Genomic DNA, 25,580 nt, shown 5'->3' with positions numbered 1-25,580 from the left:
CGCTCCTCATCATAACTACTGCTTTTTTTGCTGCAAGTAAAAGCGTACTAGCTCTTCTATTAATTCGTCTCGTTCTTTCTTACGAATTAAACTTCGGGCGTTGTTGTGCCGCGGAATATACGCGGGATCTCCGGACAACAGATAACCTACGATCTGGTTAATCGGATTATACTCCTTCTCCAAAAGCGCTTCATGAACAGCCAGCAAAATATCTTCTGAAGATGTCTCTTCTCCTTCCGCTTTCACGTTAAACTTCATCGTTTGGTCCATAGAACTCACGAACAGCACCTCACTTTATCAAAGCATATCAACATGTTTTCATATTCATATCATATCACATTTGCTTGCTTCACAACTAGTTCTTCTGCAAGTTTCAATGCATCAGCCAACTTCGATACATCTTTTCCACCAGCTTGTGCCATATCTGGTCTACCACCACCGCTACCACCACAATATTGCGCTACCTCTTTGACTATTTTACCAGCATGAAAACCTTGCTTAACGAGTGGCGCTGATACCGCAGCTGCGAAACTTACTTTATCCCCTTGTACTGCCCCCAACACGATAATACTATTAGCAATCTGCACTTTCAACTCATCCACAATAGAACGTAGCGCATCCATCGTTGGAGCAGTGACTGCTGTGGCAAGAATTTTAACTTCGCCTACCTGTATTACTTTGCTAGTTAAAGATTCCGCTTCTATATGACTTAATTTAGCTTGCAATGACTCATTTTCACGCGTTAATTCTTTCGTTTGAACAAGCAAACCTTCAATTCGTTTTGGCACTTCGCCAACATTCGTTTTCAATTGAGCTGCTGCTTGTTTTAATATATTCAATTGTCCCTCATAATAATCATACGCATGTTTTCCAGTAACGGCTTCTATTCTACGAATACCAGAACCAATTCCACTTTCACCTAGCAACTTAAACAAACCAATCTGTGACGTGTTAACTACGTGACAACCACCACAAAGTTCGATACTGTAATCGCTAATACTTACTACTCGTACCACATCACCATATTTTTCACCGAATAATGCCATCGCACCTTGTGCTTTTGCTTCATCTATCGATTTCTGTTCAATATTGACTGGCGTACCTAACCAAATTTGTTCATTTACAAGTTGTTCTATTTGTTGCAACTCTGCATCTGTTATCGTACCAAAATGTGAAAAGTCAAATCGCAATCGTTCCCCTTCTACTAAGGACCCTGCTTGGTTAACGTGATCACCCAATACTTGCTTTAATGCTTTGTGGAGTAAATGCGTTGCTGTATGATTTTTAATAATATTTTCACGTAATGATCGATTAACTTTCGCTTCTACTTGATCTCCAATGGATACTTCACCAGAAACGACAACAGCATGATGAATGTGCTGACCATGAGGTGCTTTAGTAACATCTTTTACTTTTAACGTATACCCGTTACCAATCAGTTCCCCGCGATCACCTATTTGCCCACCACTTTCACCATAAAACGGAGTCTTCTCTAAAATAACTGCAACGCTATCTCCTGTAGATACATGCTGAACTAAGTCATCATTACTTACGAGAGCAACAATTTTCGTAGTGACGGTTAGATCGTTATATCCAACAAATTCACTGCTTTCCGTAATCGTAGACAATGCTCCACCTTGTACCTTCATACTGCCGCCATCTGCTCTTGCCGCTCGCGCACGTTCACGCTGTGCTTGCATCGCTTGTTCAAAACCAGCTTGATCTACCGTCATTTCATGTTCCGCAGCAAAGTCTTCTGTCAAATCAAGTGGGAAACCATACGTATCGTATAGCTTAAATGCATCAGCACCGACAAGCTCTGTACGTCCAGCAGCTTTCGCTTGTTCTACTAAATTAGTAAGCAGCAATAGCCCGTCTGACAATGTTTCATGAAAACGTTCCTCCTCCAAACGAATAATTCGTTCTATGAATTCACGTTTTTCCACTATTTCTGTGTAGAACTCACCCATAATATCGCCAACAGTAGCAGTTAATTGATACAAAAATGGACGATCTAATCCTAATGTTTTTCCATAACGAACAGCACGACGTAGTAACCGTCGAATAACATACCCTCTACCTTCATTCGCTGGCATAACACCATCGCCAACTGCGAAGACAACTGTACGAATATGATCTGCAATTACTTTCATTGCAATATCACTTTCAACATTAGCTTTATAAGTAACTTGAGATAATGCCGCTACTTTTTCAATAATAGGTACAAATAGATCGGTATCAAAGTTAGAATCAACATCTTGTAAAATCGATGCAAAACGCTCTAACCCAGCACCTGTATCAATATTCTTTTTGGGAAGTGGCGTATAGCTGCCATCTTTATTGTGATTAAATTGAGAGAAAACAAGATTCCACACTTCTAGAAAACGTTCATTCTCTCCTCCAGGCCAACATTCCGGATCTGCTAAATCTCCGTATTTGTCTCCGCGATCATAAAAGATTTCTGTACACGGACCACATGGACCTTCTCCAATATCCCAAAAGTTATCTTCTTTTAATTTATATATACGTTGTTCCGGTATACCAATTACTTCGTGCCACATATTATATGCTTCTTCATCCTCGTGGTAAACGGTAACAGATAACCTTTCTGGCACAAGCCCAATCCATTTTGGGTCTGTAAGAAATTCCCAAGCCCACGCTATTGCTTCTTCTTTAAAATAATCACCGATCGAAAAATTACCTAGCATCTCAAAAAAAGTATGATGACGACGCGTTTTCCCTACATTTTCAATATCATTAGTTCTAATACATTTCTGCGAGTTTGTCATGCGTGGATTTTCTGGCACTACTCGTCCATCAAAATATTGTTTTAACGGTGCCATTCCAGCATTGATCCACAATAAGGATGGATCGTTATGTGGCACTAAAGAAGCACTTGGTTCAATTTTATGTTGTTTACTCTCAAAAAATCCCAGCCATTTCGAACGAATTTCACTTGCTTTCATACTCGCCATGTCCTCCCATTAAAAGAATTTATTGTAAGAAAATAAAAAAGCCCCTGTAACATACAGGGACGAATTGTTAACTCGCGGTACCACCCTGGTTATTGCCATAAAATAATAGATACTTTATAGTAAGCAATCTCCTTCGTTTAGACGATAACGGGTCTCACCGGTGAAGTTCTTTCACACTCCGAAGCAGCTTTCAACTACTCTGTATCATAAAAGCTCTCTCAGCCCAAAATTATGACGACATAATTTCTGGAAGCTTTTTCTCTGAATGATCAGCAATAATTTACTTATTTCGTCAACGTTTTAACGATATTCCTGAACAGATTATAGCTATTCGCGCGAATACTGTCAAATGATCTTTCTTCGCACGTAATAGGCAAACATATGCTGTACAATTACTTTGCCAGCAGCAAAGATTGGGACAGCTAAGATCATTCCTACAATACCTGCTACTTCCCCACCTACTAATAGAGCAAAAATAATAAATAGCGGATGCATATGTAACGATCGACCTACTACTTGTGGCGATATGATATTGCTTTCAAGCATTTGACATAACGTATTTACTACCGCGACCATAATAACCATCTTCCACGATATAGTTAATGCCACTACAATAGCTGGCGCTGCCCCAAAAAACGGGCCCATATAGGGAATGATGTTCGTGACAGCTACAACGCTAGCTAATAATAAAGCATATGGCATACCTATAATTAAGTAACCACCATAAGCCAATATACCAACAATAACACAAACAAGAAACTGTCCTCTAATATAACTTCCCAGTGCATGATCAATATCTTTAAGTAACCGTACCGTATGCTTACGATGAGAACGAGGCAAATAAGTAATAATGGTACGCTCAAATACATCGAAGTCTTTTAATATGTAAAACGCAAGAAACGGTATGATAAACGCTATAAATACGGCATTAACTACTGCGCCAATATTATTTACAAATTCAAATAACGCTTCACTAATTTTTTGTTCCGATTGTATTAATAAATTATTGACACTATCACGTAAACTACCTGGTAATAACGTCGTATTATTAATATCTGACACAATATTTTGCGCTCGCATCGATATTTCTGGCATATACTTATTGAGTTCTTGGATTTGCGTAATTAACATCGGAATCGCATTCGTTAAAATAACCGCTAGCGAAGTAAGAAAAACAGCGTAAATTAATAAAACAGCAATAGTACGCGGTACCTTTCGATGATGTAACATCGACACTATCGGATTTAGTACATAGGAAATAATCATGGCAATCAAGAACGGACCAAATATCGCTCGCAAAAAAGCATATATATTTAGCAATACTGGCTTCAGCTGCATCAATAAGTAAAACGCAACTAAACTGAGTATCAAATAAACTAACCACATAAACAAACGATTATTTGTAAAACGTTCCATGCTTTTCTCTCCTTGCCTATTCACTTCCACCATAGCAGGCTTGTATATAAAGTATATGTACAAGTTACGCTATCCATACTAGGATATAAATTTGGGAAGCAAATAGACATCTTGAAAATATTGCAATCCGTTCTTGGGGCATATATTGCATGCTTTATGAAACATTCTTTTTCACACAAATGGTTAGTGCAGTTGAACTTGTGTTATTTCATCTTCAAAAAACAAATCGTCCAATGAACTAAGTGTGCCGTCTTCTTCCACTTGATAGACAGACATTTTTTCTCCATTTACTGTCAATTCAATGAAACAACCCCAACAATAAAATTGATGTGATCCAATTTTACCAATATCTTTCGAATTACAATTTGGACACTTCATCATCATAACAAATCTCCCTACTTCATGAAATTGGAAGCTGCGACTGGCTCCAATTCCGCTTCGCTGATAGGAGGCACGATAATAGCATCATCTCCAAGTTTAATGTCATTACTATTGTTGGAAACGTTCAACCATTTGCGACCTTCCATCAAATCCGAAACAAAACCGTCCGTAAGCTCGTAGCCTACTATCTGTGTACCCTGAAATGGTAAAAAATAAACATCCGACACTCTTCCGAGTTGCGTACCTTGCACCGTTACAATCGGCATATCCTTCAATTTGGATATACCTCCAAAAAATGAACGAGTAATCTGTTGCGGTTTCAAACGCTGTACTTTACTTTCACTACTTATCAATATAACGTCTTCTCCACAAGAGACTACTTCGGACCATGGAATCACTCTCAGTGATGTAGCAAACCAACTAGCAAATTCAATCACTAACCCTTGTAACTGCCAATATTCATCAAACCAAGCATCTTTGATCGTACCAACTTGTTTGCCTACATCAAGTGTAGTAACTGGAACACCTACGATCTGCTGTAACTTAATTAATTTCAATTTCGGATCAGCGCCCTTCGTTTATGGCTTTTTGATGCGATGAACAATCTTCGCAACTATTGGAGCTGCATATTCTAGCTCCTCTATAGTATTCCCCAATCCGAAACTAAATCTTACAGCAGATGTCAATTCGTCTTCCGATACGCCCATTGCTCGCAATACATGAGAACGTTGTAATGATCCAGAAGTACAGGCTGACCCACTAGATGCAGCAATTCCTTCCATATCAAGACTCATTAACATCACTTCCGTATCAATCCCAACGAAACTAATATTAACAATATGTGATAGTTGCTCATCCACACTACCATGCACAATGATAGGTATATGAACGATCTGTTCACGCAATAGTTCTATCCATCTATTACGTAGTAGCTGCATAAAATGTTGCTTTTTTTCCCTGTTTTGTTCCACCATTTTCAGTGCTGCTGCAAATCCTGCTATTCCTGCTATATTTTCGGTACCAGCACGTCTGTTGCTTTGCTGTGCTCCTCCATGAAATAATGGTTCAAAAGCAGTCCCAGCTGCAATATATAACGCCCCTACTCCTTGTGGACCGTTAATTTTATGACTAGAAAAGCTCATCAAATCTACAGGCATTTCACGCAATTGATATTGCTCATAACCTAGTGTTTGAACAGCATCCACATGGAATAATGCCCCTGCTTGCTTTACTTTTTCTCCAATAACTACAATCGGTTGTAATGTTCCAATTTCGTTATTGCCGTGCATCATAGTTACGACAGCTGTTTCTTCAGTCAGCACTTCTTCCAGTTCCGCTATCGAAATACGTGCTTCTTTATCAACTGGAAGTATCGTTAGCTTAAATTGATGCTCTGTTTCTAGCCACTGTAATGTATGTAGTACAGCATGGTGTTCTGCGGCACTTGAAATTAAATGATTACGACCTTTTTTACGCTGTACAAACGCACTACTTATTAACGCTGTATTAATACTTTCTGTCCCACCAGAAGTAAAAAGAAGCTCGCCAGCACTGCAGCCCAAACTGGCTGCAAACTGGTCGCGAGCTTCACTAAAGACGGCCTTAGCCTGCCGACCAAAGACGTGAGAGCTGGAACTATTCATAGGACCAGCATTTATAATGCGCTGCATTACCTCTAATACTTCTGTATGTACTGGAGTTGTTGCCGCATGATCAAAATAGATTGCTTTCATCTCATCCATCCTCTTGATAACTTACATTATATATAGAACATATAGCTATCTTTGGCATCTTCACTTTGATAAGTGATCATATGTTCCAAAGTAGTCGTATCTAGCACTTCTGCTACACTATCTCTAATACGTAACCATAGTTCGCGTTTGGCTGGATCATCCTCTTCCGTAAAGTCAACCGGGGAAATAGGACCTTCCAGTATACGTATAATATCTCCGGCTGTAATACTCGTTGGATCGTGTGCTAGTATATAACCACCGTATGCGCCACGTATACTTTTCACCAATCCTGCATTACGGAGTGGAGCAACTAATTGTTCCAAATAATGTTCAGATAATTGATTTTTTTCTGCTATACTTTTGAGAGAAGTTGGACCTTCTCCATGTTTCATAGCTAATTCCATCATAATCGTTAAGCCATAACGACCTTTTGTTGATATTTTCAAGATGGCACCCCTCTTTAATTCATTGTATCCCTAGTATGATTATATGTTAACATATCCAGATACTAACGTGTGCAAAAAGCATGACTTTCTCATGAAAATTATTTCATAGTATGGTACAATTAATGATGTTTTAAACGACAAGGCGGTGTTTTTTTGATGAATAAAGATAATGCGTCCACAAGAGTTGTCGTCGGCATGTCCGGCGGAGTAGATTCTTCCGTAACAGCGCTGTTGCTTAAAGAGCAAGGGTATGATGTTATCGGCATATTTATGAAAAATTGGGATGATACAGACGAATTCGGTCATTGTACTGCTGAAGCTGATGCTGAAGATGTACGCCGTGTTTGTGAGCAAATTAACATTCCTTACTATACAGTCAACTTTGAGCGACAATACTTTGATAAAGTATTCGCTTATTTTCTTGATGAATATAAGAAAGGAAGAACTCCAAATCCAGATGTTATGTGTAATCGTGAAATTAAATTTGGGGAGTTTTTACAAAAAGCAAACGAGCTAGGAGCTGATTATTTAGCTACTGGTCACTATGCTCGTGTTGTACGAGAACAAGATGGGACTACAAGATTGCTGCGTGGAGTCGATCATAACAAAGATCAAACCTACTTCTTGAACGCACTTAATCAAGAGCAGCTTGCCCAAGCGATGTTCCCGATCGGTCATCTACAAAAACCAGAAGTACGCAAAATCGCTGAACAAGCTGGGCTATATACTGCTCGAAAAAAAGACAGTACCGGTATTTGCTTCATCGGTGAACGTGATTTCAAAACTTTTTTGAGCAGCTACTTACCTGCACAGCCAGGTAATATGGTAGATGTAAGAACAGGTGATGTCAAAGGAAGACATGATGGATTAATGTACTATACGCTGGGGCAACGACAAGGGCTTGGAATTGGCGGATCTGGTACAGGCAGTGGTGAACCGTGGTTTGTAGCTAATAAAGATGTCGAGAACAATATTTTATATGTCGTACAAGGGGAACAGCATGAAAGCCTCTACTCCACTAGTCTCATTGCCAGCCAAGTAAATTGGATATCTCCACTACCAGCGGGAACGACTATTAACTGTACAGCTAAGTTCCGTTATCGTCAGCCTGATCAAGAAGTAACGGTTACTCCACAAGCAGACGGAACGTATCATGTGCAATTCGCTAAACCACAAAAAGCAATTACACCTGGACAAGCAGTCGTTTTTTATGACGGTGAACATTGTTTAGGTGGCGGAACGATTGAACAGGCAGAACAACTATCAAGTGCTAAATAACATTATAGCGGCTGCATTGGATACCGATGCTGTCCGCTTTTTTACTTTTACAATGTGATTTTTGTCATAAATCATTCACTTTCGGAGGGAAATTCGACCAGTTTGAGGCTACTTGTCTTTCGTTCATTTGATATAATGAAAAAGAAATTAACTAATTTGGGAGGTCTACACTGCAATGAAAAAACTTATTTCTCTTTTTATCATCATCATGATTATGCTGCCGACCACGGCAATGGCTCACTCTACTTTAGAAGAAGCTACCCCTGCACAACAGGCAATACTGGATACATCTCCACCATCTATTTCGATGTCTTTTAGTACAAAAATAGAAAGTTTAAGTAACTTCAAATTATTTAATAGTAAAAATGAAGAAGTAGCAATCGACAATTTGAAGGTTGATGGCGCTGTATTAAGTGGTAGCGTTAGTGATACACTACCTAATGATGAATATACGGTAAAATGGTCAATCATCGGAGCAGATGGTCATGCCATAAAAGGCGAATATATTTTCGAAGTAAAAGCAGCAGAAGCTACGCCTGCTGAAGAGAGCACTGAACCAGTCACAACTAGCAATACAGATGCAGTAGAAAATGAAGAAGAAGCACCTACGACAAACGATGCTGCTGATGCTGTTGAGAAAGAAAATGAGCTGGAATCAGTAAACAATACAAGTGAAGAAACAACGGAAGTTCCCGTTGCAGAAGAGAAAAAATCAAATAGTATGATCTTTATTATAGGAGCAGTCATTGTTATTGTTATTATAGGGCTTGTTATTGGAGCGCGGAGGAAAAAATAATGTTGTATGTCACAGAAGGGTTACTTTATATTAGCTTTGCAATTATAACCGGAGCACTTATATTATCCGTCGTTCCTGAAACAAAACGTCCGGCGATTGCTGTGCCTTCATGGCTAGTTTCCCTTGCTATTATAGCTATTCCGATCTTATCGTTTGCACCAATCCACCAACTGACCAGTGATTATGTAGTTAGTCTTGATATGAGCTATGGCGAAATGGTGAAAGTTATTATACTGGATTTCAATATGGGAAAATCGTGGCTCTGGACAACGATTGGTAGTATCGGACTACTACTCATTACCAGTTTAAAATTATTTCGGAACGATAGAAAAGTAATCTACGCTGCTTTATTTATATTAGTACTTTTATTTGTTTGGTTAGGTTACAGTAGTCACTCGGCTTCTATTCTCCCTATCCAAGGGCTAATCGCCCATACGCTACACTTTATGGCGGTATCCGTATGGATCGGAATTTTGTTTGTCATTAGTTGGTTTTCTACGGATAATAATAATTGGTCATCATTTTTACGTTGGTTTTCACCCGTTGCAATTATCGCAGTTACGATTACAATAGTTGCGGGTCTAGTACTTATGACCATTGTGTCACCACAATACTTAAACGCTTGGATGCTACCATATGGGCAGTGGATGCTACTCAAACATTTGTTATTAATTCCGCTACTATTGTTCGCATTAAGTAACGGCTTTATTTACCCTACTGTTATCAAGCAGCATCCACATTTCAAACCTGTCAAATGGTTGCGATTGGAAAGTATTATTGCTTTACTAGTATTGTTTGTAACAGCTATTATGGGAGAGCAAGCACCACCTCATAATGTGCAGGATACGTTACAATACTATTCTCCATCGGGTATGTTCACTAGTTTATACCGTGGAAACTACACTCCCGATCTGCAATTGACATTAACGTTTACTATGGAAAGTATACTGATGCTGATCGCAGCTGCTATTATGGCCTACACCGTTGTGTGGTCATATCGCAAACAGTACCCATACGCCGCTCTCGGCAGTGGATTATTAGCAACTGTTTTCGGATATTTTGGTCTAATGTTTGCCATTGCTTAAATCAAAAAAATCGCAATCTCGTTTAACGATTGCGATTTTTTTGATTTTGTTTAATTTTCGCTTCTGTTCCTTGTTCTGATGCTTCATAAAACCGTTTCGCTTGGATAGCATTAGGCAAATATTGTTGTTTCACATAATGGTTTGGATAATCGTGTGGGTACTTATAGCCTTCATGACCTAACTGCGCTGCACCACTATAATGCGTATCGCGCAAATGAAGCGGAACATCATTACCTTCTGCTGCCAAATGCTCTATAGTATGTGATACTTTTGCTATTGCTGTAGCGACCGTATTTGACTTAGGGCTTTCTACAGCAAACAAAATCGCTTGCGCAATATTATACTTCGCTTCTGGCCACCCTATTTTATGATAGGCATCCATCGCAGTTACTGCTTGTATCATCGCCTGCGGATTAGCAAGCCCAATATCTTCACTACATGCAACAATTAATCGTCGCAAAAATGTCATCGGATCCATACCTAATTTTTCAACCGCATAAAAAAACCAATAAAGTGCAGCATCGCTAGATCCACGTACACTTTTGTGAAAGGCAGATAAAACATCGTATTGTGCAGAAGTATCTGCTCTCACCGTACGTTTACGAACACATTCTTGCGCTACATCTAGCGTAATATGAACCGAACCATCCGCTTGTGAAGGTGTAGTAATCGCTGCTAATTCCAGCGCATTGAGCGCTCTACGTATATCGCCCCCCGCCATAGCCGCTATATGATCTAACGCTTCATCATCCACCAGCAAATTCATAAAAGCAAGCCCACGTGTCCGATCAGCAAGCGCCCGCTCCATCGCTAACATCGCATGTTCTTGACGCAATGGCTCCAGTTGAAACAATGTAGACCTAGATAACAAAGCGCCATTTACATGGTGAAATGGATTTTCTGTCGTAGCACCAATAAAAATTAACGTTCCTTGCTCGATCGCAGGTAGCAATGCATCTTGCCTAGATGTATTAAAACGATGTACCTCATCTAAAAACAATATTGTTTTCGTGCCATATAAACTTTTATTATTAGCCGCTTGCTCAATTACAGCACGTACATCTTTTACCGTAGCATCAACTGCATTTAATTTAATAAAAGTAGCTTCCGTGCGCAAAGAAATAATATGAGCCAACGTCGTTTTACCACAGCCCGGCGGACCGTACAAAATTAATGAAGTAATTTGATCCGCTTCAATAGCACGGCGTAACAATTTACCCGGTCCGATAATATGTTCTTGTCCGACATATTCATCTAACGTCATCGGTCGCATACGATCTGCTAACAATCTCGTCTCTGTCACTGATTTTTCTTCGTAAGAAAATAAATCCATCACGCTGCACCCCTAACAGATGTAATTTGAAAAAGAACGGTCACCATAACTAACCATTTGCAGGTAGCTATGATGATCGTTCTTAAAACTGTGTCAGTTGCAAGCTTAAACGATCAAATCTTTGACGACTACACTTACCATAATCAAGCCTGCGACTGGCGGCACAAATGCATTACTAGCAGGAGGCTGCTTCGCTTTACGAATTTCTGGAGCATTGTCTGGTACAATTCGCTTCGTAACATCTTCCAGCGGTTGTAACGGTGTCTCATCCGAAAAAACAACTGGAACACCTTTTGTAATGCCTGCTTTGCGTAATTTGGTACGAACTACTCGCGCAATCGGATCGGTATGAGTTTTCGAAATGTCCGCTACTCTAAAACGAGTCGGGTCCATTTTGTTCGCTGCACCCATACTGGATATGATCGGAATCTTCCGAGCCAAACATTGCTCAATGACATGAACTTTATAAATAATCGTATCAGATGCATCGATAACATAATCCAAATGATGAGCAAATAGTTGTTCATACGTTTCTTCCGTATAAAACATATGCAAACATACAGTTTCACATGCTGGATTAATCAACTTAATTCTATCTTGCATTAACTCCGTTTTTGATTGCCCTACCGTATTCATTAAGGCATGAATTTGCCGGTTAATGTTGGTTATATCGACGGTATCTTTATCAATCAATATTATTTTCCCTACACCACTTCGAGCTAATGCCTCGGCAGCCATCGCTCCGACACCACCAACACCAAGTACTGCAACCGTGCTGCCTTTCAATTTAGCTAATCCTTCTGGACCAACTGCTAGCTCTGTTCGCGAAAATTGATGCACCATCTATCCTTGATCCTCCTTGATATGAGTATCATCCTAGCTGATTACTTCTCTTGTTCTTCTGTCGCTGCTGCTACAGCAGGTGCTGGTTTCGGTTTAACAATGGTACGAATATGCAATTGCTCTAGTTGTGATATTTCTACTTCCGATGGTGCATTCATTAATAAATCTGTCGCACTTGCTGTTTTCGGGAATGCAATTGTTTCACGCAAGTTTTTACGACCAGCAAGTAACATTACAAGTCGGTCAAAGCCAAAAGCTATGCCGCCATGCGGTGGCGTACCATATTCAAATGCATCCAACAAGAAACCAAATTTTTCTTGCGCTTCTTCGTTTGAAAAACCTAGCGCTTTAAACATTTGTTCTTGTACTTCTCGTTTATAAATACGCATAGATCCGCCACCTACTTCATAACCGTTCAACACTAGGTCATAAGCTTGCGCCCGAATCGCTCCTGGATCGGTATCAAATAGATGCAAATCTTCTTCTTTTGGTCTTGTAAATGGGTGATGTTCTGCTACATAACGTTTGGCATCTTCGTCCCAACCAAGTAATGGGAAATCAACAACCCAAGCGAATTTGAACTCTTGTTCATTAATTAGTCCTAGATCATGCCCCAATTTCAAACGTAAATTTCCAAGTACGTCCGCTACTACTTTCGGTTTATCAGCGGAGAACGTCAGCAAATCGCCATCTTCCACTTGCAAACGAGTCGTAAGTTCCGCAATTTCTTCTGGTTTTAAAAATTTAACAATCGGACCACGCCATTCGCCATCTTTCACTGTAATCCATGCTAAACCTTTACCGCCATAACGGGAAGCAAATGGTTGCAAGTCATCTAGCTCTTTTCGACTCCAGCTCGCACATCCTTTAGCATTGAGCGCTTTAACAACACCACCACTTGCCGCAACACTAGCAAATACTTTCACATCACTGCCAGCAGCAATATCAGTAATATCTTCTATTTCTAATCCGAAACGCAAATCTGGTTTATCTGAACCATATTTATTTATAGCGTCGGCATAAGTTATTCTTTGGAACGGTTGTGTCAGTTCCACTTGCAACGTTTCACGAAGCAAACGTGTCATCAATTGCTCCATCATCGCCAACAGTTGATCCTGTGACAAAAACGATGTTTCAATATCGACTTGTGTAAATTCAGGTTGACGATCTGCACGCAAATCCTCATCACGGAAACAACGAGCAATTTGGTAATAACGTTCAATTCCACTCACCATTAATAATTGTTTAAATATTTGTGGTGATTGTGGCAATGCAAAGAATTCTCCATCATGCACTCTACTTGGTACTAAATAGTCACGCGCTCCTTCTGGCGTACTTTTTGTTAAAATCGGTGTTTCAACTTCCAAAAATTGTTGATCATCCAAAAAGTCACGGAATATTTTTGCCGCTTTTGAACGAAGTAATAAGGTTTGTTGCATTTCTGGACGACGCAAATCTAAATAGCGATATTTTAGACGAATAGCTTCATCTACTTCTACCCCATCTTCGATTGGAAATGGTGGTGTTTTCGCTGTATTCATCACTTCAATAGTCGTCGCTTGAATTTCAATTTCGCCTGTTGGCAAATTAGCATTAAATGTTTCAGGATCACGTTCAACAACAGTACCTTTTACTGCCAATACATACTCATTACGCGCACGATCAGCAATTTCAAGTGCTTCACCAGAAAAATCAGGGTTAAATACAATTTGAACAATACCGGTACGATCTCGCAAATCAATAAATAGTACACCGCCCAAATCACGACGACGTTGTACCCAACCATTTAGTATCACTTCTTGTCCAACCTGTGCTTTTGTCAATGTACCGCAATCTTGTGTCTTCAATAACATTTTTTTAGCCTTCTTTCTATCGCAATTTATAATGAATCATTTGAATTAACCGTTAGCCGATTGTAACCAATTTGCTAATTCTGTCCAAGCAACAGCTGCTTGCTCTCCAGTTTGCATATTTTTCACAATAATTTCTCCGCGCTCTAGTTCATCGTCACCTAAAATAGCTGTGAACTTGGCTTGCAAACGATCCGCTGCTTTTAATTGAGCTTTCATTTTACGGTTCTGATAGTCTCGCTCTACGGTAAATCCCGCATTTCGTAGCTCGAATGCTAACGCAGTAATCTTACTTTGCGCTGCATCACCAAGTGCTATCATATAAAGATCAATCGTATTCACCACAGGTAGGTCGACGTTTTGATGTTGCAAAATAAGCAACGTGCGCTCTAGTCCAATAGCTAATCCAATACCAGATTGTGCAGGTCCACCAACCGTTTCAACTAAGCCGTTAAACCGACCGCCGCCGCCAATCGTATCAATAGCTCCAATACCAGCTGCTTTGTACTCAAAAGCGGTATGTGTATAATAGTCCAACCCACGTACTAATCGGTGGTCTACTTGAAATGGAATATCCATCAACTGCAAATGCTGCTTCACTTGTTCAAAATGAGTCGTACACACTTCATCCAAGCTGTCCAAAATCGACGGTGCTGCTGCAAATTTTGCTTGATCTTGTTTACAATCCAATACCCGTAATGGGTTTCGATCCATACGATTTTGGCAGTCGCTACAAAGCTCATTTTTCATTGGAACTAAATATTGTAATAACTTTTCTCGAAAAGCTGCACGAATGGCTGGTGTACCTACAGAGTTAATATCTACACGAACATCTTTTATTCCTAATTCTGTATAGAACGAATAACCTAAAGCAATAACTTCTGCGTCCAGTGCTGCATCTTCCGAGCCAAAAGCTTCGATACCGAATTGATGTAATTGGCGATACCTGCCAGCCTGTGGTCTTTCATAACGGAACATTGGTCCGATATAATACAACTTCGTTACATCCGGTTCTCCATAAAGTTTGTTTTCCACATAAGATCGAACAACACCAGCTGTTCCTTCTGGTCGCAATGTAACACTTCTGTTTCCGCGATCTGTAAAAGTATACATTTCTTTTTCTACAATATCAGTCGTCTCTCCAACACCACGTTGAAACAGCTCTGTAGCTTCAAAAATTGGCGTTCTGATTTCTTTAAAATTGTAGCGTTGACATAGTTCTCTCGCTTTCGCTTCAATCGCTTGCCACTTTTCTACTGTACCAGGCAATATATCTTGTGTGCCAGGCATTTTTTGAATTTTCACTATGTAGCCTCCTATCTTTCTTGCAATAAAAAAACTCCCGTTCCTACAGCATAATTACTGTAGGGACGAGAGTTGTTATAGACTCGTGGTACCACCCTAATTCCAAAAAAACAACGTATAATAGCGATTATTGCTTCACCTATACTTACGGTTCTTTTGCTTAAACGGTTATCGTCCGCTATCCGCAAGTAGCTATTGAAAAGATAATTATCTTTCGTTCACCACTTGTTCTCCGAGATGTTCATTCAGTCTGTCGTTATAAGAATGCTTGCAGCCGAAGGCATTCCTTTCTGTATACACGTGCAGCTTACTTTTTCTCATCAACAAATAATTATTATGCTATGTCTTATTTACCGATTTTACTATGCAGTTTATACAAAGTCAATAGAAGCAACAGCGTAATACGCTAATATTAGCGCCTCCTACATCGGATTAGACATTTCTCGATCATCCTTTATTTCTTTCCCATCATCTTTAATTTGCCCTTCATATTCTGATTCTAATCCGATAATATCTTTGTTTGCTATTAATAAATCCATGGCATGAGAATAATATTTAGGCTTTTTCGTTCGAACCGTAAACTTTACTTCCATCGTTGCCACTTTGTTACCATTATCTAAAACACGACTTTCTGATTTCATCGCTAAATTGCTTATTTGAATATCATAACGTGCAAATAAACTTGTAACACTGGCTAGTACACCGGGACGATCAATTAAATGTACAACAATTTCTCTTTTGCGCCAGCGTCTCATCATGACACTCTCTATTTTATTTAATACAAATAAAATAATAACGACAAGTACCGTTGCTAAACCCGCTACATACATAAATCCAGCACCTATACATAATCCGATAGCTGCTACTACCCAAATCGATGCAGCAGTAGTTAGACCAGAGATCATTGATCCCGTGCGCATAATCGCACCTGCTCCGAGAAATCCGATTCCTGTAATTACTTGAGCCGCTAATCGAGCTGGATCAATCCGCACATTGCTTTCATTGGCAAATTGCGCAAATCCATAAACCGATAATAACATAATACAAGTCGAACCAATACATACGAGTATGTGCGTTCGAAATCCGGCAGCATGATTATTAAGCTCACGCTCCAAGCCGATAAAACCACCGCATAATGCCGAGATTAAAATACGTATTGTTAATTCATATTCCGTAATTGTCCATACACTTGCCAACATGTCACCCCCGAACAATCAGTATAACAAAAAACCTGTTTTATATTCGATATCATACTTTATAAAGTAGTCGAATGAAAAGCAGGTTTTAGAATGTAGGTATTAGTATTTTACTATCTATCCATACATAATTATACGTAGCAATGATTATTAGGTCAAACAAAATCCATCACAAGGTAAAAAAGAAAAAAACCTGCGACAAGGCAGGTTGCAATAAAAATATATTAAAAAGGGGGTCTACAGATAGTATAGACCAATATTATTATGTCTTTATTAAACTAACATTACAAATGTATGACAAGATGGGCAATATCATGATGAGCGACTTTCTAATATTAACGTCACCGGACCATCATTGATCAATTCCACTTCCATCATCGCACCAAATTGTCCTGTAGCAACCGTCAAGCCAAGTTCGCGCAATCTCGTGTTGAACTGCTCATACAATTGCTCTGCATGTTCTGGTTTGGCAGCTGCCATAAAATTAGGTCGTCTTCCTTTGCTGCAATCGCCATATAACGTAAACTGAGAGATGGATAATATTTCTCCCTTAACATCAGTAACAGATAAGTTCATTTTTTCCTGATCATCTTCAAAAATGCGCAACCCCGCAATTTTATCTGCTAACCACTTGGCATCTGTTTCTGTATCTTCGTGCTGTACACCTACTAGCAACGTTAACCCAAATGGAATTTGACCAACAATAACATCATTGACTGTCACTGCTGCTCGTTTACTCCGTTGGACAACTACTTTCATCCTAGTCTCCACCTTTGTTGCTTACTCTACACCAATTTCATACTACTGCATCGCTCGTTGAACAGAATAAATATCTTTAATTCGCTTAATTTTCTCCACTACCTTATTCAAATGATCTATGTTTTGAATTAAGACGGTAATGTGGATTAGCGCCATTTTATTTTTGACTGTTCTACCAGTAACCGCTGATATATTCGTTTTACATTCGGACACAGCCTGGAGAACTTCATTCAGCAAGCCACGGCGATCATAACCGGTAATTTCGATATCGACACTATAATTAGCTTCAGCCGAATTTTCCCATTCCACTTCAATTACACGATTTGCTTCTTCGTCATCATCGCCCATTGGAATATTGATACAATCCATCCGGTGGACAGAAACTCCACGCCCACGTGTAATATAACCAATAATAACATCGCCAGGAACTGGATTACAGCAACGTGCAAAGCGCACTAATAAATTATCAACGCCTTTTACTGTTACTCCATGCGTCGGTCGATTTTTGCGTTCCGTGTTAGCCGCTTTTAATTCCTTTGGTTCATGACTAAGTTCAATTTGGCTTGCTTCTTCCGCTTCTTTACGTAGCTTCTCCGTTAACCTAGTACAGATTTGAGCAGCTGTAATACCGCCAAAACCAATCGCTGACATCATATCTTCCGTATCGTTAAAGGCGAACTTTGCGGCTACCTCCATTAACTTGTCCTCTTGCAACCAAGATGAAGGCTCAAGACCCATACGTTTTAATTCACGCTCTAGCAGTTCTTTTCCTTTGATAACATTTTCTTCTCGTTTTTCTTTCTTAAACCATTGTCTAATTTTACTACGTGCATGTGACGATTGCGCTATCTTTACCCAGTCTTGGCTAGGTCCATAAGAATGTTTGGACGTTAATATTTCGATAATATCACCAGTAGATAATTTGTGATCGAGCGGTACAATTCTTCCGTTTACTTTTGCTCCAATCGTTCGGTTCCCCACTTCGGTATGAATCCGATAAGCGAAATCAAGTGGAACAGAACCTGACGGAAGTTCGATCACTTCACCACTAGGTGTAAATACATAAACTAAATCCGAGAAAAAATCCATCTTCAGTGATTCCATAAATTCAGATGCGTCTTTCGCTTCATGCTGCAACTCAATAATTTCACGGAACCAACTCATTTTATCTTCAAAACTGCCGCTAGCAACGACTGCACCTTCTTTGTACGCCCAGTGTGCGGCAATACCATATTCGCTCGTACGATGCATGTCCCATGTTCTAATCTGTACTTCTGTAGGCTCACCACTCGGACCAATAACCGTTGTATGTAAAGATTGATACATATTCGGTTTTGGCATAGCGATATAGTCTTTAAACCTACCTGGCATTGGTTTCCAAAGAGTATGAATAATACCTAGTGTAGCATAACAATCTTTAATGTTATCCACAATAATACGTACAGCAACTAGATCATAAATTTCGTTAAATTGTTTATTACGAGTCGTCATTTTTTTATAAACACTGTACAAATGTTTCGGTCGACCCGATATATCACTATCAATTGCCATTTCATCGAGTTTCTCTTTAATTTTATCAATAACATCGACAATATACTGCTCACGATCGGCTCTCTTTTTCTTCATCAAATTAGCTATTCGATAATATTGTTGCGGATTTAAGTAACGAAGTGCAATATCTTCCATTTCCCACTTAATCGCAGAAATACCTAAACGATGAGCAATCGGACAAAATATTTCTAAAGTTTCATAGGCTATACGACGCTGCGCTTCTTCTGATTGAAATTTTAACGTGCGCATATTATGCAGTCGATCAGCTAATTTAATTAAAATAACTCGCAAGTCTTGCGCCATGGCTACGAACATTTTCCGATAATTCTCGTTCTGCTGTTCTTCTTTTGATAAGAAACGCATCTTTTCCAGTTTCGTAACGCCATCAACAATCATCGCACAAGTTTCGCCAAATTTTTCACGCACCGTCTGCAAATCAACTGTAGTATCTTCCACGACATCATGAAGCAAAGCTGCCACAATCGTAATAACATCCATTCCCATATCTACAAGAATTTCGGCAACCGTTACCGGATGTAATATATATGGCTCACCCGATTTGCGGATTTGCCCATGATGAGCTTGTTCAGCAAATTGATAAGCATCTTTAATACGTGCAAGATCCTGCTCTTTCATGTAGACAGCAGCTTTTTCCAGTAGTTGCTCAATACCCATGAAATTTCCCTTTCTAAATCAATTATGGTTACGGAACTACAGCAATTGCATTTTCCGAGTTTTATAATATTATGCATGTAATGTAGGCGAATCGTCAACAGCGTTTCATAATATACTTGCTATTTCCAACAAAAAACGGCAATGAAAACCTTTCCACTAAAAAAACAGCCGCTGTTGCTTATAAAAATACTACAAACAACAATCGGCTATCATCTATTTAACTTGCAACCTCACGTAAATTAATACGTCACCAAAGAATACAATTCAACGTTATCTAACTTATCTCTACCATGCAAATAAGAAAGCTCAATCAAAAATACTGCTCCGACAATTTCGCCACCTAATTGACGAACAAGATCAATAGAAGTAGCAATAGTTCCGCCAGTTGCCAGTAGATCATCAGCAATTAATACTCGCTGTCCAGGTTGAATAGCGTCTTTATGCATAGCAAGCACATCTGCTCCGTATTCTAAATTATAATCAGCAGTAATCGTTTCACCTGGTAATTTTCCTTTTTTTCGGATCGGTACAAACCCAACTCCTAGCTCTAATGCAAGCGGCGCTCCTATAACAAACCCACGAGCTTCTGGACCAGCAATAATATCAATCTGCAAATGTTGAATCGTTTGCTTTAATTGCTCAATAGCAGCACGATAAACAGCGCCATCTTTTAATATCGTTGTAATATCTTTAAACCTCACACCGGGTTGCGGAAAATCTTCGATTACGCGAATATAAGATTTAAGATCAATAGGTGCTTGTGACATATATGTTCGCACTTCCTTCAAGATTTATAGTTCATTTCATCTTTTGCTTGCAAATCGTTGCTCCGCTTGTTGATATACACTTGAACTTGTCAGCTCTCGTTTTTGTGGGGCAGATGCTGCAACAATGTAGCCACTACGTCTTTCAACAAACTGCAAGTCAACAAACACATCAATAATTAGACGAATCATTTCACGCGTCATACGAACGGAATCTCTGCTAGGCAGATCATATAATCGTTCTTCCAGTACTCGTTTTTCCTTCCGCACAAATTGATACAATTCGACAAATTGTTCTCGTGTTGGAAAAGCATCTAATGTCTGAGTAGCTAGATCGTACAATTGCAGTTGTACATTGCGCCTGCCATTCCACTCGTTAATCGAAAGATCGCCTACTACCTGTAGTGCAACTCCAGAAAATAATGAATTGGCATAGCTACCCATATTAAACCCGATGGCATCCAATTTTTCCTGATTACTCGTAAGCTGTAATTTCAAATGTTTACTTTCTTTGCCGATTGCCCGACTTTCTTTGAGCAATACATCAGTAAACATTAACTTCGGTACTGGATTACTTTGACCGAACGGTTCCAGTAAAGTTAACTGCTCAATCGTTTCTATCGTAGCATCCTTTATTGCACACGTCATATCTATGATCATTTCCGGAGACCATTTTTCTGTCGGTACCCATTCGGTTGCTAGTTGTGCCAACTGTTCTTCTAGCTCGTGTAAACGGCTCTTATGTATGCTCATACCCGCAGCCGCTTGATGCCCACCATATTGATCTAATAAATGCTCGCACTGCTTGAGCGCAGCATACAGATCGAATCCATCGATGGAGCGCGCAGAGCCCTTGCATGTACCACTGATTGGATCAATGGAAAATATAACAACTGGTTTGTAGTAGCGTTCTAACAGTTTGGAAGCTACTATTCCTATAACCCCGACATTCCATCCTTCAGCTGCAAGTAATATGACTGGTAACGCTTGGTGCTGTTTACTTTCTAATTGTTGCTCAGCTTCATTTACGATTTGCTCTACAATTGCTTGTCTTTCTTTATTCAAACTATTCAATTGATTCGCTAACAGATCTGCATCTTCTTGGATAGTTGTCGTTAACAATTTTACAGCAATTGTAGCATCATCCAATCTGCCAGCAGCATTAATACGAGGAGCAAATCCGAATGCAATATTAGTGGAGTTTAAAGTACTTGTCTCATAACCACTAACTGCACCAAGTGCAATAACACCAGCGACAGGAGCCGCTTGCATTTGTTGTAATCCTGCTTTTACTAATATTCGATTTTCACCATCTAATGGCATCAAATCGGCAATCGTACCAATCCCGACTAAATCGGTCCAATCTTTCGGCGGATAACCTAATACTGCACTACACAGTTTAAATGCCACACCAACGCCAGCTAACCCTTTAAATGGATACGTGCAATCGGATCGTTTGGGGTTAATTACTGCATAAGCTGCCGGTATTTCCTCTGGTGGTTCGTGATGATCCGTAACAACAATGTCCAGTCCAATTTCATTAGCGTATGCTACTTCATCTACTGCGCTAATGCCTGTATCGACCGTTATAACAAGCGAAGCTCCACTGGCTACAATTTGATCAAGTGCCTGCTTATGTAAGCCATAGCCTTCTCGCTCTCGATGTGGAATGTAATAATCAACATCTGCTTCCAGTTGTCTAAACAAACGAACGAGCAGAGCGGTACTTGTCACACCGTCTGCATCATAATCGCCATAAATGATTATCTTTTCTCGTTTGAGCAATGCTTCTTTAATCCGAGCAACTGCTTTATCCATATCGATTAGCAAAAATGGATCATGTAATTGCTGCATGTTACCGTAGAGAAATGGTGTTGCTGCCGCTACCGTATCATACCCACGTTTAACAAGTAATCTAGTAATAACTAAAGATAATTGCAATTGCTGTGCTAATATTGTTGCTTTTTGCTCTTGCTCCGTAGACCAAGCAGCTAAATTCCAACGTGTTTTCTGTTCGATCATTCAGGCTTCCCCTCTCTTTGCCCGATTACTGCAGCAATGTTGGTGCCTGCTCATCATTCGGTTCATAATTCATATTGTATGGATATCCACCATCATACGGCTCTACATGTACTAATACTTCTGTCAGATGGTGAAAGCGATGCTGAAGCAGTAACTTTACTCTACGAGCAATTTCTTGCCCCTGCATCACTGTAATTTTCGGATTAACATGAATAACGACTTCGGCTACAACATAATGCCCTTGCTCCTTTGTTTTCACCGATTGAACAATAATAACTCCTGGAACTCGCTGCACAAATTGAGTTATTTCCGCTGACTCCTCTTCTGCCTGCTCTAACATATACTTTCGTGCTCTTGCTGTAGGAGACAGGAAGTTGAGCAATCTTTCCCAAACGTTCATTATTCGCTCTCCATCTCTAATTAGTATTCTTGCTTATGATGATGTTGAAGCTGGTTTTGATTGTTTCTTTACTTTTTGGTTTTTCTTCATCACATACCAAAGTGGGCTCGCTATACAAATAGATGAATAAGCCCCGCTCACTAAACCAATCAACATCGCTAATGAAAATAACTTGATCGACTCACTTCCGAATAGGAATATCGCGAGCGCTACTACGAATACAGTAAGCACCGTGTAAATATTACGGGCCATCGTTTGCCAAATACTTTGATTAATAAGATTGGCAAGTTGTTCCGGTTTTTTGGCAGGAGAATAACGCATATTTTCTCTAATTCGGTCAAACACGACAATTTTATCGTTAATAGAATAACCGATTGTAGTTAGAACAGCTGCAATAAACGGCATATCTACTTCAAAGCGGAATAAAGAGAATAAAGCAACAACAATAAATCCATCATACAATATCGATATGTTTGCTGCTAGTGCAATCCGCCATTCAAAGCGAAGCATGACATAAAGCATAATCCCCAAACTAGCAATTAATACTGCCCAAATCGTCTTTTCCCCAAGCTCTCTCGCCATACTTGGAATAACCACGTTAATTTCACTTGAAACTTCGGCCGATAGCTTTTCTTCTAAAGTAGTCATAATTGCTTTAGTCGCATTTTGATCGAGCACTTCTTTAAACCGCAAAGTAACACGGTCACTATTAGTACCACCAACAGTAGCTACATAATCATGCTCAACTTGCTGTAGCGCTTCATCCACTTGTTCTTTCGTTATCGACTTAGATACAGCAATATCCATGTTCGTACCGGAACTAAAGTCAACGCCTAAGTTCAGCTGTTGAAATAATAAAGATACGATGCCGACAACTATTAATATGAGAGAGACCAGAAAAAATTTGTTGCGGTTTTTAATAAAGTCAAATCTTACTTTCGTTTCAAAGTTCACGGATTTCTGACTCCTTTACACCATAGTAAGTCGGCTTCTTAAATACATTACTGCGTATAATTAGTGTAATTAAGAAACGCGAGAAGAAAATATTAGTCAAAATACTAACTAATATACTTAAAATCATCGTTAATGCAAATCCACGAATCGCTCCATTACCAATATAATAAATAACGATATTAGCAATAATCGATGTTATGTTGGCATCCATAATCGTTCGTAAGGAGTTTTTGGAACCAGCTTTGAGCGATGATAAAATACTTTTGCCACTGCGCATTTCTTCTTTGATACGTTCATAAGTAATAATATTAGCATCGACAGCCATCCCGATTCCAAGTACAAAAGCTGCAATACCTGGCAACGTTAAAGTGACATCTAATAAATTAAATACTAGTATTAATAACCATGTGTACGTAATAACAGAAATAGAGGCTACAATACCTGGAATTCGATAAATAGCTACTAGAAATAATAAAACGAGTAACGAGCCCCAAATGCCAGCCTTAACTGTATCATTAAGCGAGGACATACCTAACGTTGCTCCGATACTAGTCGTATATATTTCAGTAAGTTCAAGCGGTAGTGCCCCTAAATTAATAAGGTTTGCTAAATCTGTTGCTTCTGTCAACGTATACTGTCCCGTAATTGTTGCAGAGCCACCAGGGATCGCCTGTGTAACGGAAGGACGTGATAATTCTTCCTCATCCAAATAAATCGCCAAGTAATTTTGACCTTGCGGCATCTTTGCTAACCGCCCAGTAATTTCTTGGAACTTATCAGCATCTACTAATTCGATACTAACGATAGGCTGATTCATTTCGTTACGAACTACATTTGCTCCACCACGTTTAAAATCTTTTCCCTCTAGCTCCACTTTCCCATCAGGTCCACGGAACGTTAAGCGAACAGGTTTCGCTAGCATTTGCCGAACTTCTTCTTCATCTTCTACACCAGCAAGTTTCACCCGAATTCGATTCGTGCCTTCTGTTGTAATATCCGGTTCAGCTACACCAGTACTATTAATTCTTTTTTCTAGACTTCGCTGTGTTTCTTTTAACAAAGCAGGAGTAACTTCCTCCCCTTCTTCAAACGTCTTTGCTTCGTACAAAACTTCAAATCCACCTTTAAGATCCAGTCCAAGTCTAACCCCTTTCACTAACGAGGGGCTCGTCCACGCAATGACACCGAACAATATCACTACGATTCCAAGGAAGGCTATAAATCTCTTCCCGTTCATACTGCTTATTCCTCCTTCAATTATCAATATTCCTATTATACAGATGTGGTAAAAACGAGTCAAAAAAGAAATACGCCCCATAATAAAAACCGGCGTAATAAAAGACTTTATTATTGACTTTTCATTCTCACAATACTAGTTTACCACTTTTGATCTCCAAAGCTAAATTCCCCTTTATAAGCACTCATCGTCAAATAATTCATAAACTGAGTGACTTTCAGCGAAAGGATATCATTAACCATTTGATGCAAAGCTGGTCTTCCTGCTTTTTTATACTTTGCGCTTACACATGACCATATTTCCTCTGCCGTTACATGTTCATAACCAATGAGCTTAAATTCTTCTGCTTTACTGTCACAAAGTTCCTCGATCATCTCCGTTAGTTCACTGTCCAGCATTGCTTCTCCGTCCTTTCCTCCAGCTGTTACATGCATTTCGAACCTTTTAACGACGATCCCTGTGAACTTATTCGCTTTCTTCCCTTCATAATCCTGCTTTTTTCTAAAATTGACTGACATGGAATGATACAAGCCTAGCATAAACATAATGGTACAGGCAGTTTTGCTAAATGATGCCATCAT

The 25,580-nt window shown here is 39.4% G+C and carries 23 protein-coding genes; 3 read left to right on the top strand and 20 right to left on the bottom strand.

What is annotated here, in order from left to right; translation table 11 throughout:
- Positions 1 to 15 precede the first annotated feature (15 nt).
- The 7 genes from ACFSTH_RS07870 to cymR all read right to left on the bottom strand — a co-directional run bounded on the left by ACFSTH_RS07870 (position 16) and on the right by cymR (position 6,951).
- The gene (locus ACFSTH_RS07870) at positions 16 to 279 is read right to left on the bottom strand and encodes an IreB family regulatory phosphoprotein (protein WP_377772578.1); all 264 of its coding nucleotides are present in this window, start codon (positions 277 to 279) and stop codon (positions 16 to 18) included.
- 50 nt (positions 280 to 329) lie between these two features.
- Positions 330 to 2,966 (bottom strand): alanine--tRNA ligase, encoded by a 2,637-nt coding sequence (gene alaS / locus ACFSTH_RS07865; protein WP_377772580.1) that lies wholly within the window; start codon positions 2,964 to 2,966, stop codon positions 330 to 332.
- 354 nt (positions 2,967 to 3,320) lie between these two features.
- Positions 3,321 to 4,391, bottom strand: coding sequence for an AI-2E family transporter (locus ACFSTH_RS07860; protein WP_377772582.1), 1,071 nt, complete (start codon positions 4,389 to 4,391; stop codon positions 3,321 to 3,323).
- 183 nt (positions 4,392 to 4,574) lie between these two features.
- On the bottom strand, positions 4,575 to 4,772 hold the full coding sequence (locus ACFSTH_RS07855) for a hypothetical protein (protein WP_377772883.1): 198 nt from the start codon (positions 4,770 to 4,772) through the stop codon (positions 4,575 to 4,577).
- A gap of 14 nt (positions 4,773 to 4,786) precedes the next feature.
- On the bottom strand, positions 4,787 to 5,329 hold the full coding sequence (locus ACFSTH_RS07850) for a PRC-barrel domain-containing protein (RefSeq protein ID WP_377772584.1): 543 nt from the start codon (positions 5,327 to 5,329) through the stop codon (positions 4,787 to 4,789).
- A gap of 21 nt (positions 5,330 to 5,350) precedes the next feature.
- Positions 5,351 to 6,505 carry a cysteine desulfurase family protein gene (locus ACFSTH_RS07845; RefSeq protein WP_377772586.1) on the bottom strand — a complete coding sequence of 385 codons (1,155 nt, stop codon included), beginning with the start codon at positions 6,503 to 6,505 and terminating at the stop codon, positions 5,351 to 5,353.
- Between the two features lie 26 nt (positions 6,506 to 6,531).
- Positions 6,532 to 6,951: a cysteine metabolism transcriptional regulator CymR gene (gene cymR / locus ACFSTH_RS07840; RefSeq protein ID WP_377772588.1), complete on the bottom strand. Its 420-nt coding sequence runs from the start codon at positions 6,949 to 6,951 to the stop codon at positions 6,532 to 6,534.
- 156 nt (positions 6,952 to 7,107) lie between these two features.
- On the opposite strand from cymR, the gene mnmA reads away from it, so the two are divergent.
- The 3 genes from mnmA (at position 7,108) to ACFSTH_RS07825 (ending at position 10,110) form a co-directional block, all read left to right on the top strand.
- Entirely contained in the window at positions 7,108 to 8,229 is a 1,122-nt protein-coding gene (mnmA, locus tag ACFSTH_RS07835) for a tRNA 2-thiouridine(34) synthase MnmA (protein ID WP_377772590.1), read from the top strand.
- A gap of 175 nt (positions 8,230 to 8,404) precedes the next feature.
- Positions 8,405 to 9,025, top strand: a complete 621-nt coding sequence (locus ACFSTH_RS07830; RefSeq protein ID WP_377772592.1) for a copper resistance CopC family protein — start codon at positions 8,405 to 8,407, stop codon at positions 9,023 to 9,025.
- Positions 9,025 to 10,110 (top strand): copper resistance D family protein, encoded by a 1,086-nt coding sequence (locus tag ACFSTH_RS07825; RefSeq protein ID WP_377772594.1) that lies wholly within the window; start codon positions 9,025 to 9,027, stop codon positions 10,108 to 10,110. The genes ACFSTH_RS07830 and ACFSTH_RS07825 overlap by 1 nt, the downstream gene beginning before the upstream one ends.
- A gap of 22 nt (positions 10,111 to 10,132) precedes the next feature.
- On the opposite strand, the gene ACFSTH_RS07820 is transcribed toward ACFSTH_RS07825, so the two are convergent.
- The 13 genes from ACFSTH_RS07820 to ACFSTH_RS07760 form a co-directional block, all read right to left on the bottom strand.
- Positions 10,133 to 11,443: a replication-associated recombination protein A gene (locus ACFSTH_RS07820; RefSeq protein ID WP_377772596.1), complete on the bottom strand. Its 1,311-nt coding sequence runs from the start codon at positions 11,441 to 11,443 to the stop codon at positions 10,133 to 10,135.
- A gap of 105 nt (positions 11,444 to 11,548) precedes the next feature.
- A complete protein-coding gene (locus tag ACFSTH_RS07815) occupies positions 11,549 to 12,286 on the bottom strand; it encodes a tRNA threonylcarbamoyladenosine dehydratase (protein ID WP_377772598.1) in 738 nt (245 codons plus the stop codon).
- Positions 12,287 to 12,327: 41 nt separating this feature from the next.
- On the bottom strand, positions 12,328 to 14,139 hold the full coding sequence (gene aspS, locus ACFSTH_RS07810; RefSeq protein ID WP_377772600.1) for an aspartate--tRNA ligase: 1,812 nt from the start codon (positions 14,137 to 14,139) through the stop codon (positions 12,328 to 12,330).
- Between the two features lie 45 nt (positions 14,140 to 14,184).
- Positions 14,185 to 15,441: a histidine--tRNA ligase gene (hisS, locus tag ACFSTH_RS07805; protein WP_377772602.1), complete on the bottom strand. Its 1,257-nt coding sequence runs from the start codon at positions 15,439 to 15,441 to the stop codon at positions 14,185 to 14,187.
- A gap of 422 nt (positions 15,442 to 15,863) precedes the next feature.
- The gene (locus ACFSTH_RS07800; RefSeq protein WP_377772604.1) at positions 15,864 to 16,640 is read right to left on the bottom strand and encodes an MgtC/SapB family protein; all 777 of its coding nucleotides are present in this window, start codon (positions 16,638 to 16,640) and stop codon (positions 15,864 to 15,866) included.
- Positions 16,641 to 16,949: 309 nt separating this feature from the next.
- Positions 16,950 to 17,396: a D-aminoacyl-tRNA deacylase gene (dtd, locus tag ACFSTH_RS07795; protein WP_377772606.1), complete on the bottom strand. Its 447-nt coding sequence runs from the start codon at positions 17,394 to 17,396 to the stop codon at positions 16,950 to 16,952.
- 42 nt (positions 17,397 to 17,438) lie between these two features.
- Positions 17,439 to 19,622 (bottom strand): RelA/SpoT family protein, encoded by a 2,184-nt coding sequence (locus ACFSTH_RS07790; RefSeq protein ID WP_377772608.1) that lies wholly within the window; start codon positions 19,620 to 19,622, stop codon positions 17,439 to 17,441.
- A 239-nt stretch (positions 19,623 to 19,861) separates the two neighbouring features.
- A complete protein-coding gene (locus ACFSTH_RS07785) occupies positions 19,862 to 20,374 on the bottom strand; it encodes an adenine phosphoribosyltransferase (RefSeq protein WP_377772885.1) in 513 nt (170 codons plus the stop codon).
- Positions 20,375 to 20,425: 51 nt separating this feature from the next.
- Complete coding sequence (recJ, locus tag ACFSTH_RS07780; RefSeq protein ID WP_377772610.1) at positions 20,426 to 22,408, bottom strand: single-stranded-DNA-specific exonuclease RecJ; 1,983 nt, start codon at positions 22,406 to 22,408, stop codon at positions 20,426 to 20,428.
- 25 nt (positions 22,409 to 22,433) lie between these two features.
- Positions 22,434 to 22,808: a cation transporter dimerization domain-containing protein gene (locus ACFSTH_RS07775; RefSeq protein ID WP_377772612.1), complete on the bottom strand. Its 375-nt coding sequence runs from the start codon at positions 22,806 to 22,808 to the stop codon at positions 22,434 to 22,436.
- A 33-nt stretch (positions 22,809 to 22,841) separates the two neighbouring features.
- Positions 22,842 to 23,762 carry a protein translocase subunit SecF gene (gene secF / locus ACFSTH_RS07770; RefSeq protein ID WP_377772614.1) on the bottom strand — a complete coding sequence of 307 codons (921 nt, stop codon included), beginning with the start codon at positions 23,760 to 23,762 and terminating at the stop codon, positions 22,842 to 22,844.
- On the bottom strand, positions 23,752 to 24,999 hold the full coding sequence (secD, locus tag ACFSTH_RS07765) for a protein translocase subunit SecD (protein ID WP_377772616.1): 1,248 nt from the start codon (positions 24,997 to 24,999) through the stop codon (positions 23,752 to 23,754). Before secD ends, secF begins: the two co-directional genes overlap by 11 nt.
- 140 nt (positions 25,000 to 25,139) lie before the next feature.
- The gene (locus tag ACFSTH_RS07760; protein ID WP_377772618.1) at positions 25,140 to 25,580 is read right to left on the bottom strand and encodes a post-transcriptional regulator; all 441 of its coding nucleotides are present in this window, start codon (positions 25,578 to 25,580) and stop codon (positions 25,140 to 25,142) included.

Origin of the sequence: Paenibacillus yanchengensis (assembly GCF_042684845.1) — a bacterium.
GTDB lineage: Bacteria > Bacillota > Bacilli > Paenibacillales > Paenibacillaceae > Pristimantibacillus > Pristimantibacillus yanchengensis.
The sequence above is the reverse complement of the archived record's forward strand: the minus strand, read 5'-3'. Positions and strand labels throughout refer to the sequence as shown.

Coding starts and splice junctions, on each gene's coding strand:
- alaS (WP_377772580.1), bottom strand. CDS start 2,966: ATGAAAGCAAGTGAAATTCGTTCGAAATGGCTGGGATTTTTTGAGAGT.
- ACFSTH_RS07860 (WP_377772582.1), bottom strand. CDS start 4,391: ATGGAACGTTTTACAAATAATCGTTTGTTTATGTGGTTAGTTTATTTG.
- ACFSTH_RS07855 (WP_377772883.1), bottom strand. CDS start 4,772: ATGATGAAGTGTCCAAATTGTAATTCGAAAGATATTGGTAAAATTGGA.
- ACFSTH_RS07845 (WP_377772586.1), bottom strand. CDS start 6,505: ATGAAAGCAATCTATTTTGATCATGCGGCAACAACTCCAGTACATACA.
- mnmA (WP_377772590.1), top strand. CDS start 7,108: ATGAATAAAGATAATGCGTCCACAAGAGTTGTCGTCGGCATGTCCGGC.
- ACFSTH_RS07830 (WP_377772592.1), top strand. CDS start 8,405: ATGAAAAAACTTATTTCTCTTTTTATCATCATCATGATTATGCTGCCG.
- ACFSTH_RS07825 (WP_377772594.1), top strand. CDS start 9,025: ATGTTGTATGTCACAGAAGGGTTACTTTATATTAGCTTTGCAATTATA.
- ACFSTH_RS07820 (WP_377772596.1), bottom strand. CDS start 11,443: ATGGATTTATTTTCTTACGAAGAAAAATCAGTGACAGAGACGAGATTG.
- ACFSTH_RS07815 (WP_377772598.1), bottom strand. CDS start 12,286: ATGGTGCATCAATTTTCGCGAACAGAGCTAGCAGTTGGTCCAGAAGGA.
- aspS (WP_377772600.1), bottom strand. CDS start 14,139: ATGTTATTGAAGACACAAGATTGCGGTACATTGACAAAAGCACAGGTT.
- ACFSTH_RS07800 (WP_377772604.1), bottom strand. CDS start 16,640: ATGTTGGCAAGTGTATGGACAATTACGGAATATGAATTAACAATACGT.
- dtd (WP_377772606.1), bottom strand. CDS start 17,396: ATGAAAGTAGTTGTCCAACGGAGTAAACGAGCAGCAGTGACAGTCAAT.
- ACFSTH_RS07790 (WP_377772608.1), bottom strand. CDS start 19,622: ATGGGTATTGAGCAACTACTGGAAAAAGCTGCTGTCTACATGAAAGAG.
- recJ (WP_377772610.1), bottom strand. CDS start 22,408: ATGATCGAACAGAAAACACGTTGGAATTTAGCTGCTTGGTCTACGGAG.
- ACFSTH_RS07775 (WP_377772612.1), bottom strand. CDS start 22,808: ATGAACGTTTGGGAAAGATTGCTCAACTTCCTGTCTCCTACAGCAAGA.
- secD (WP_377772616.1), bottom strand. CDS start 24,999: ATGAACGGGAAGAGATTTATAGCCTTCCTTGGAATCGTAGTGATATTG.
- ACFSTH_RS07760 (WP_377772618.1), bottom strand. CDS start 25,580: ATGATGGCATCATTTAGCAAAACTGCCTGTACCATTATGTTTATGCTA.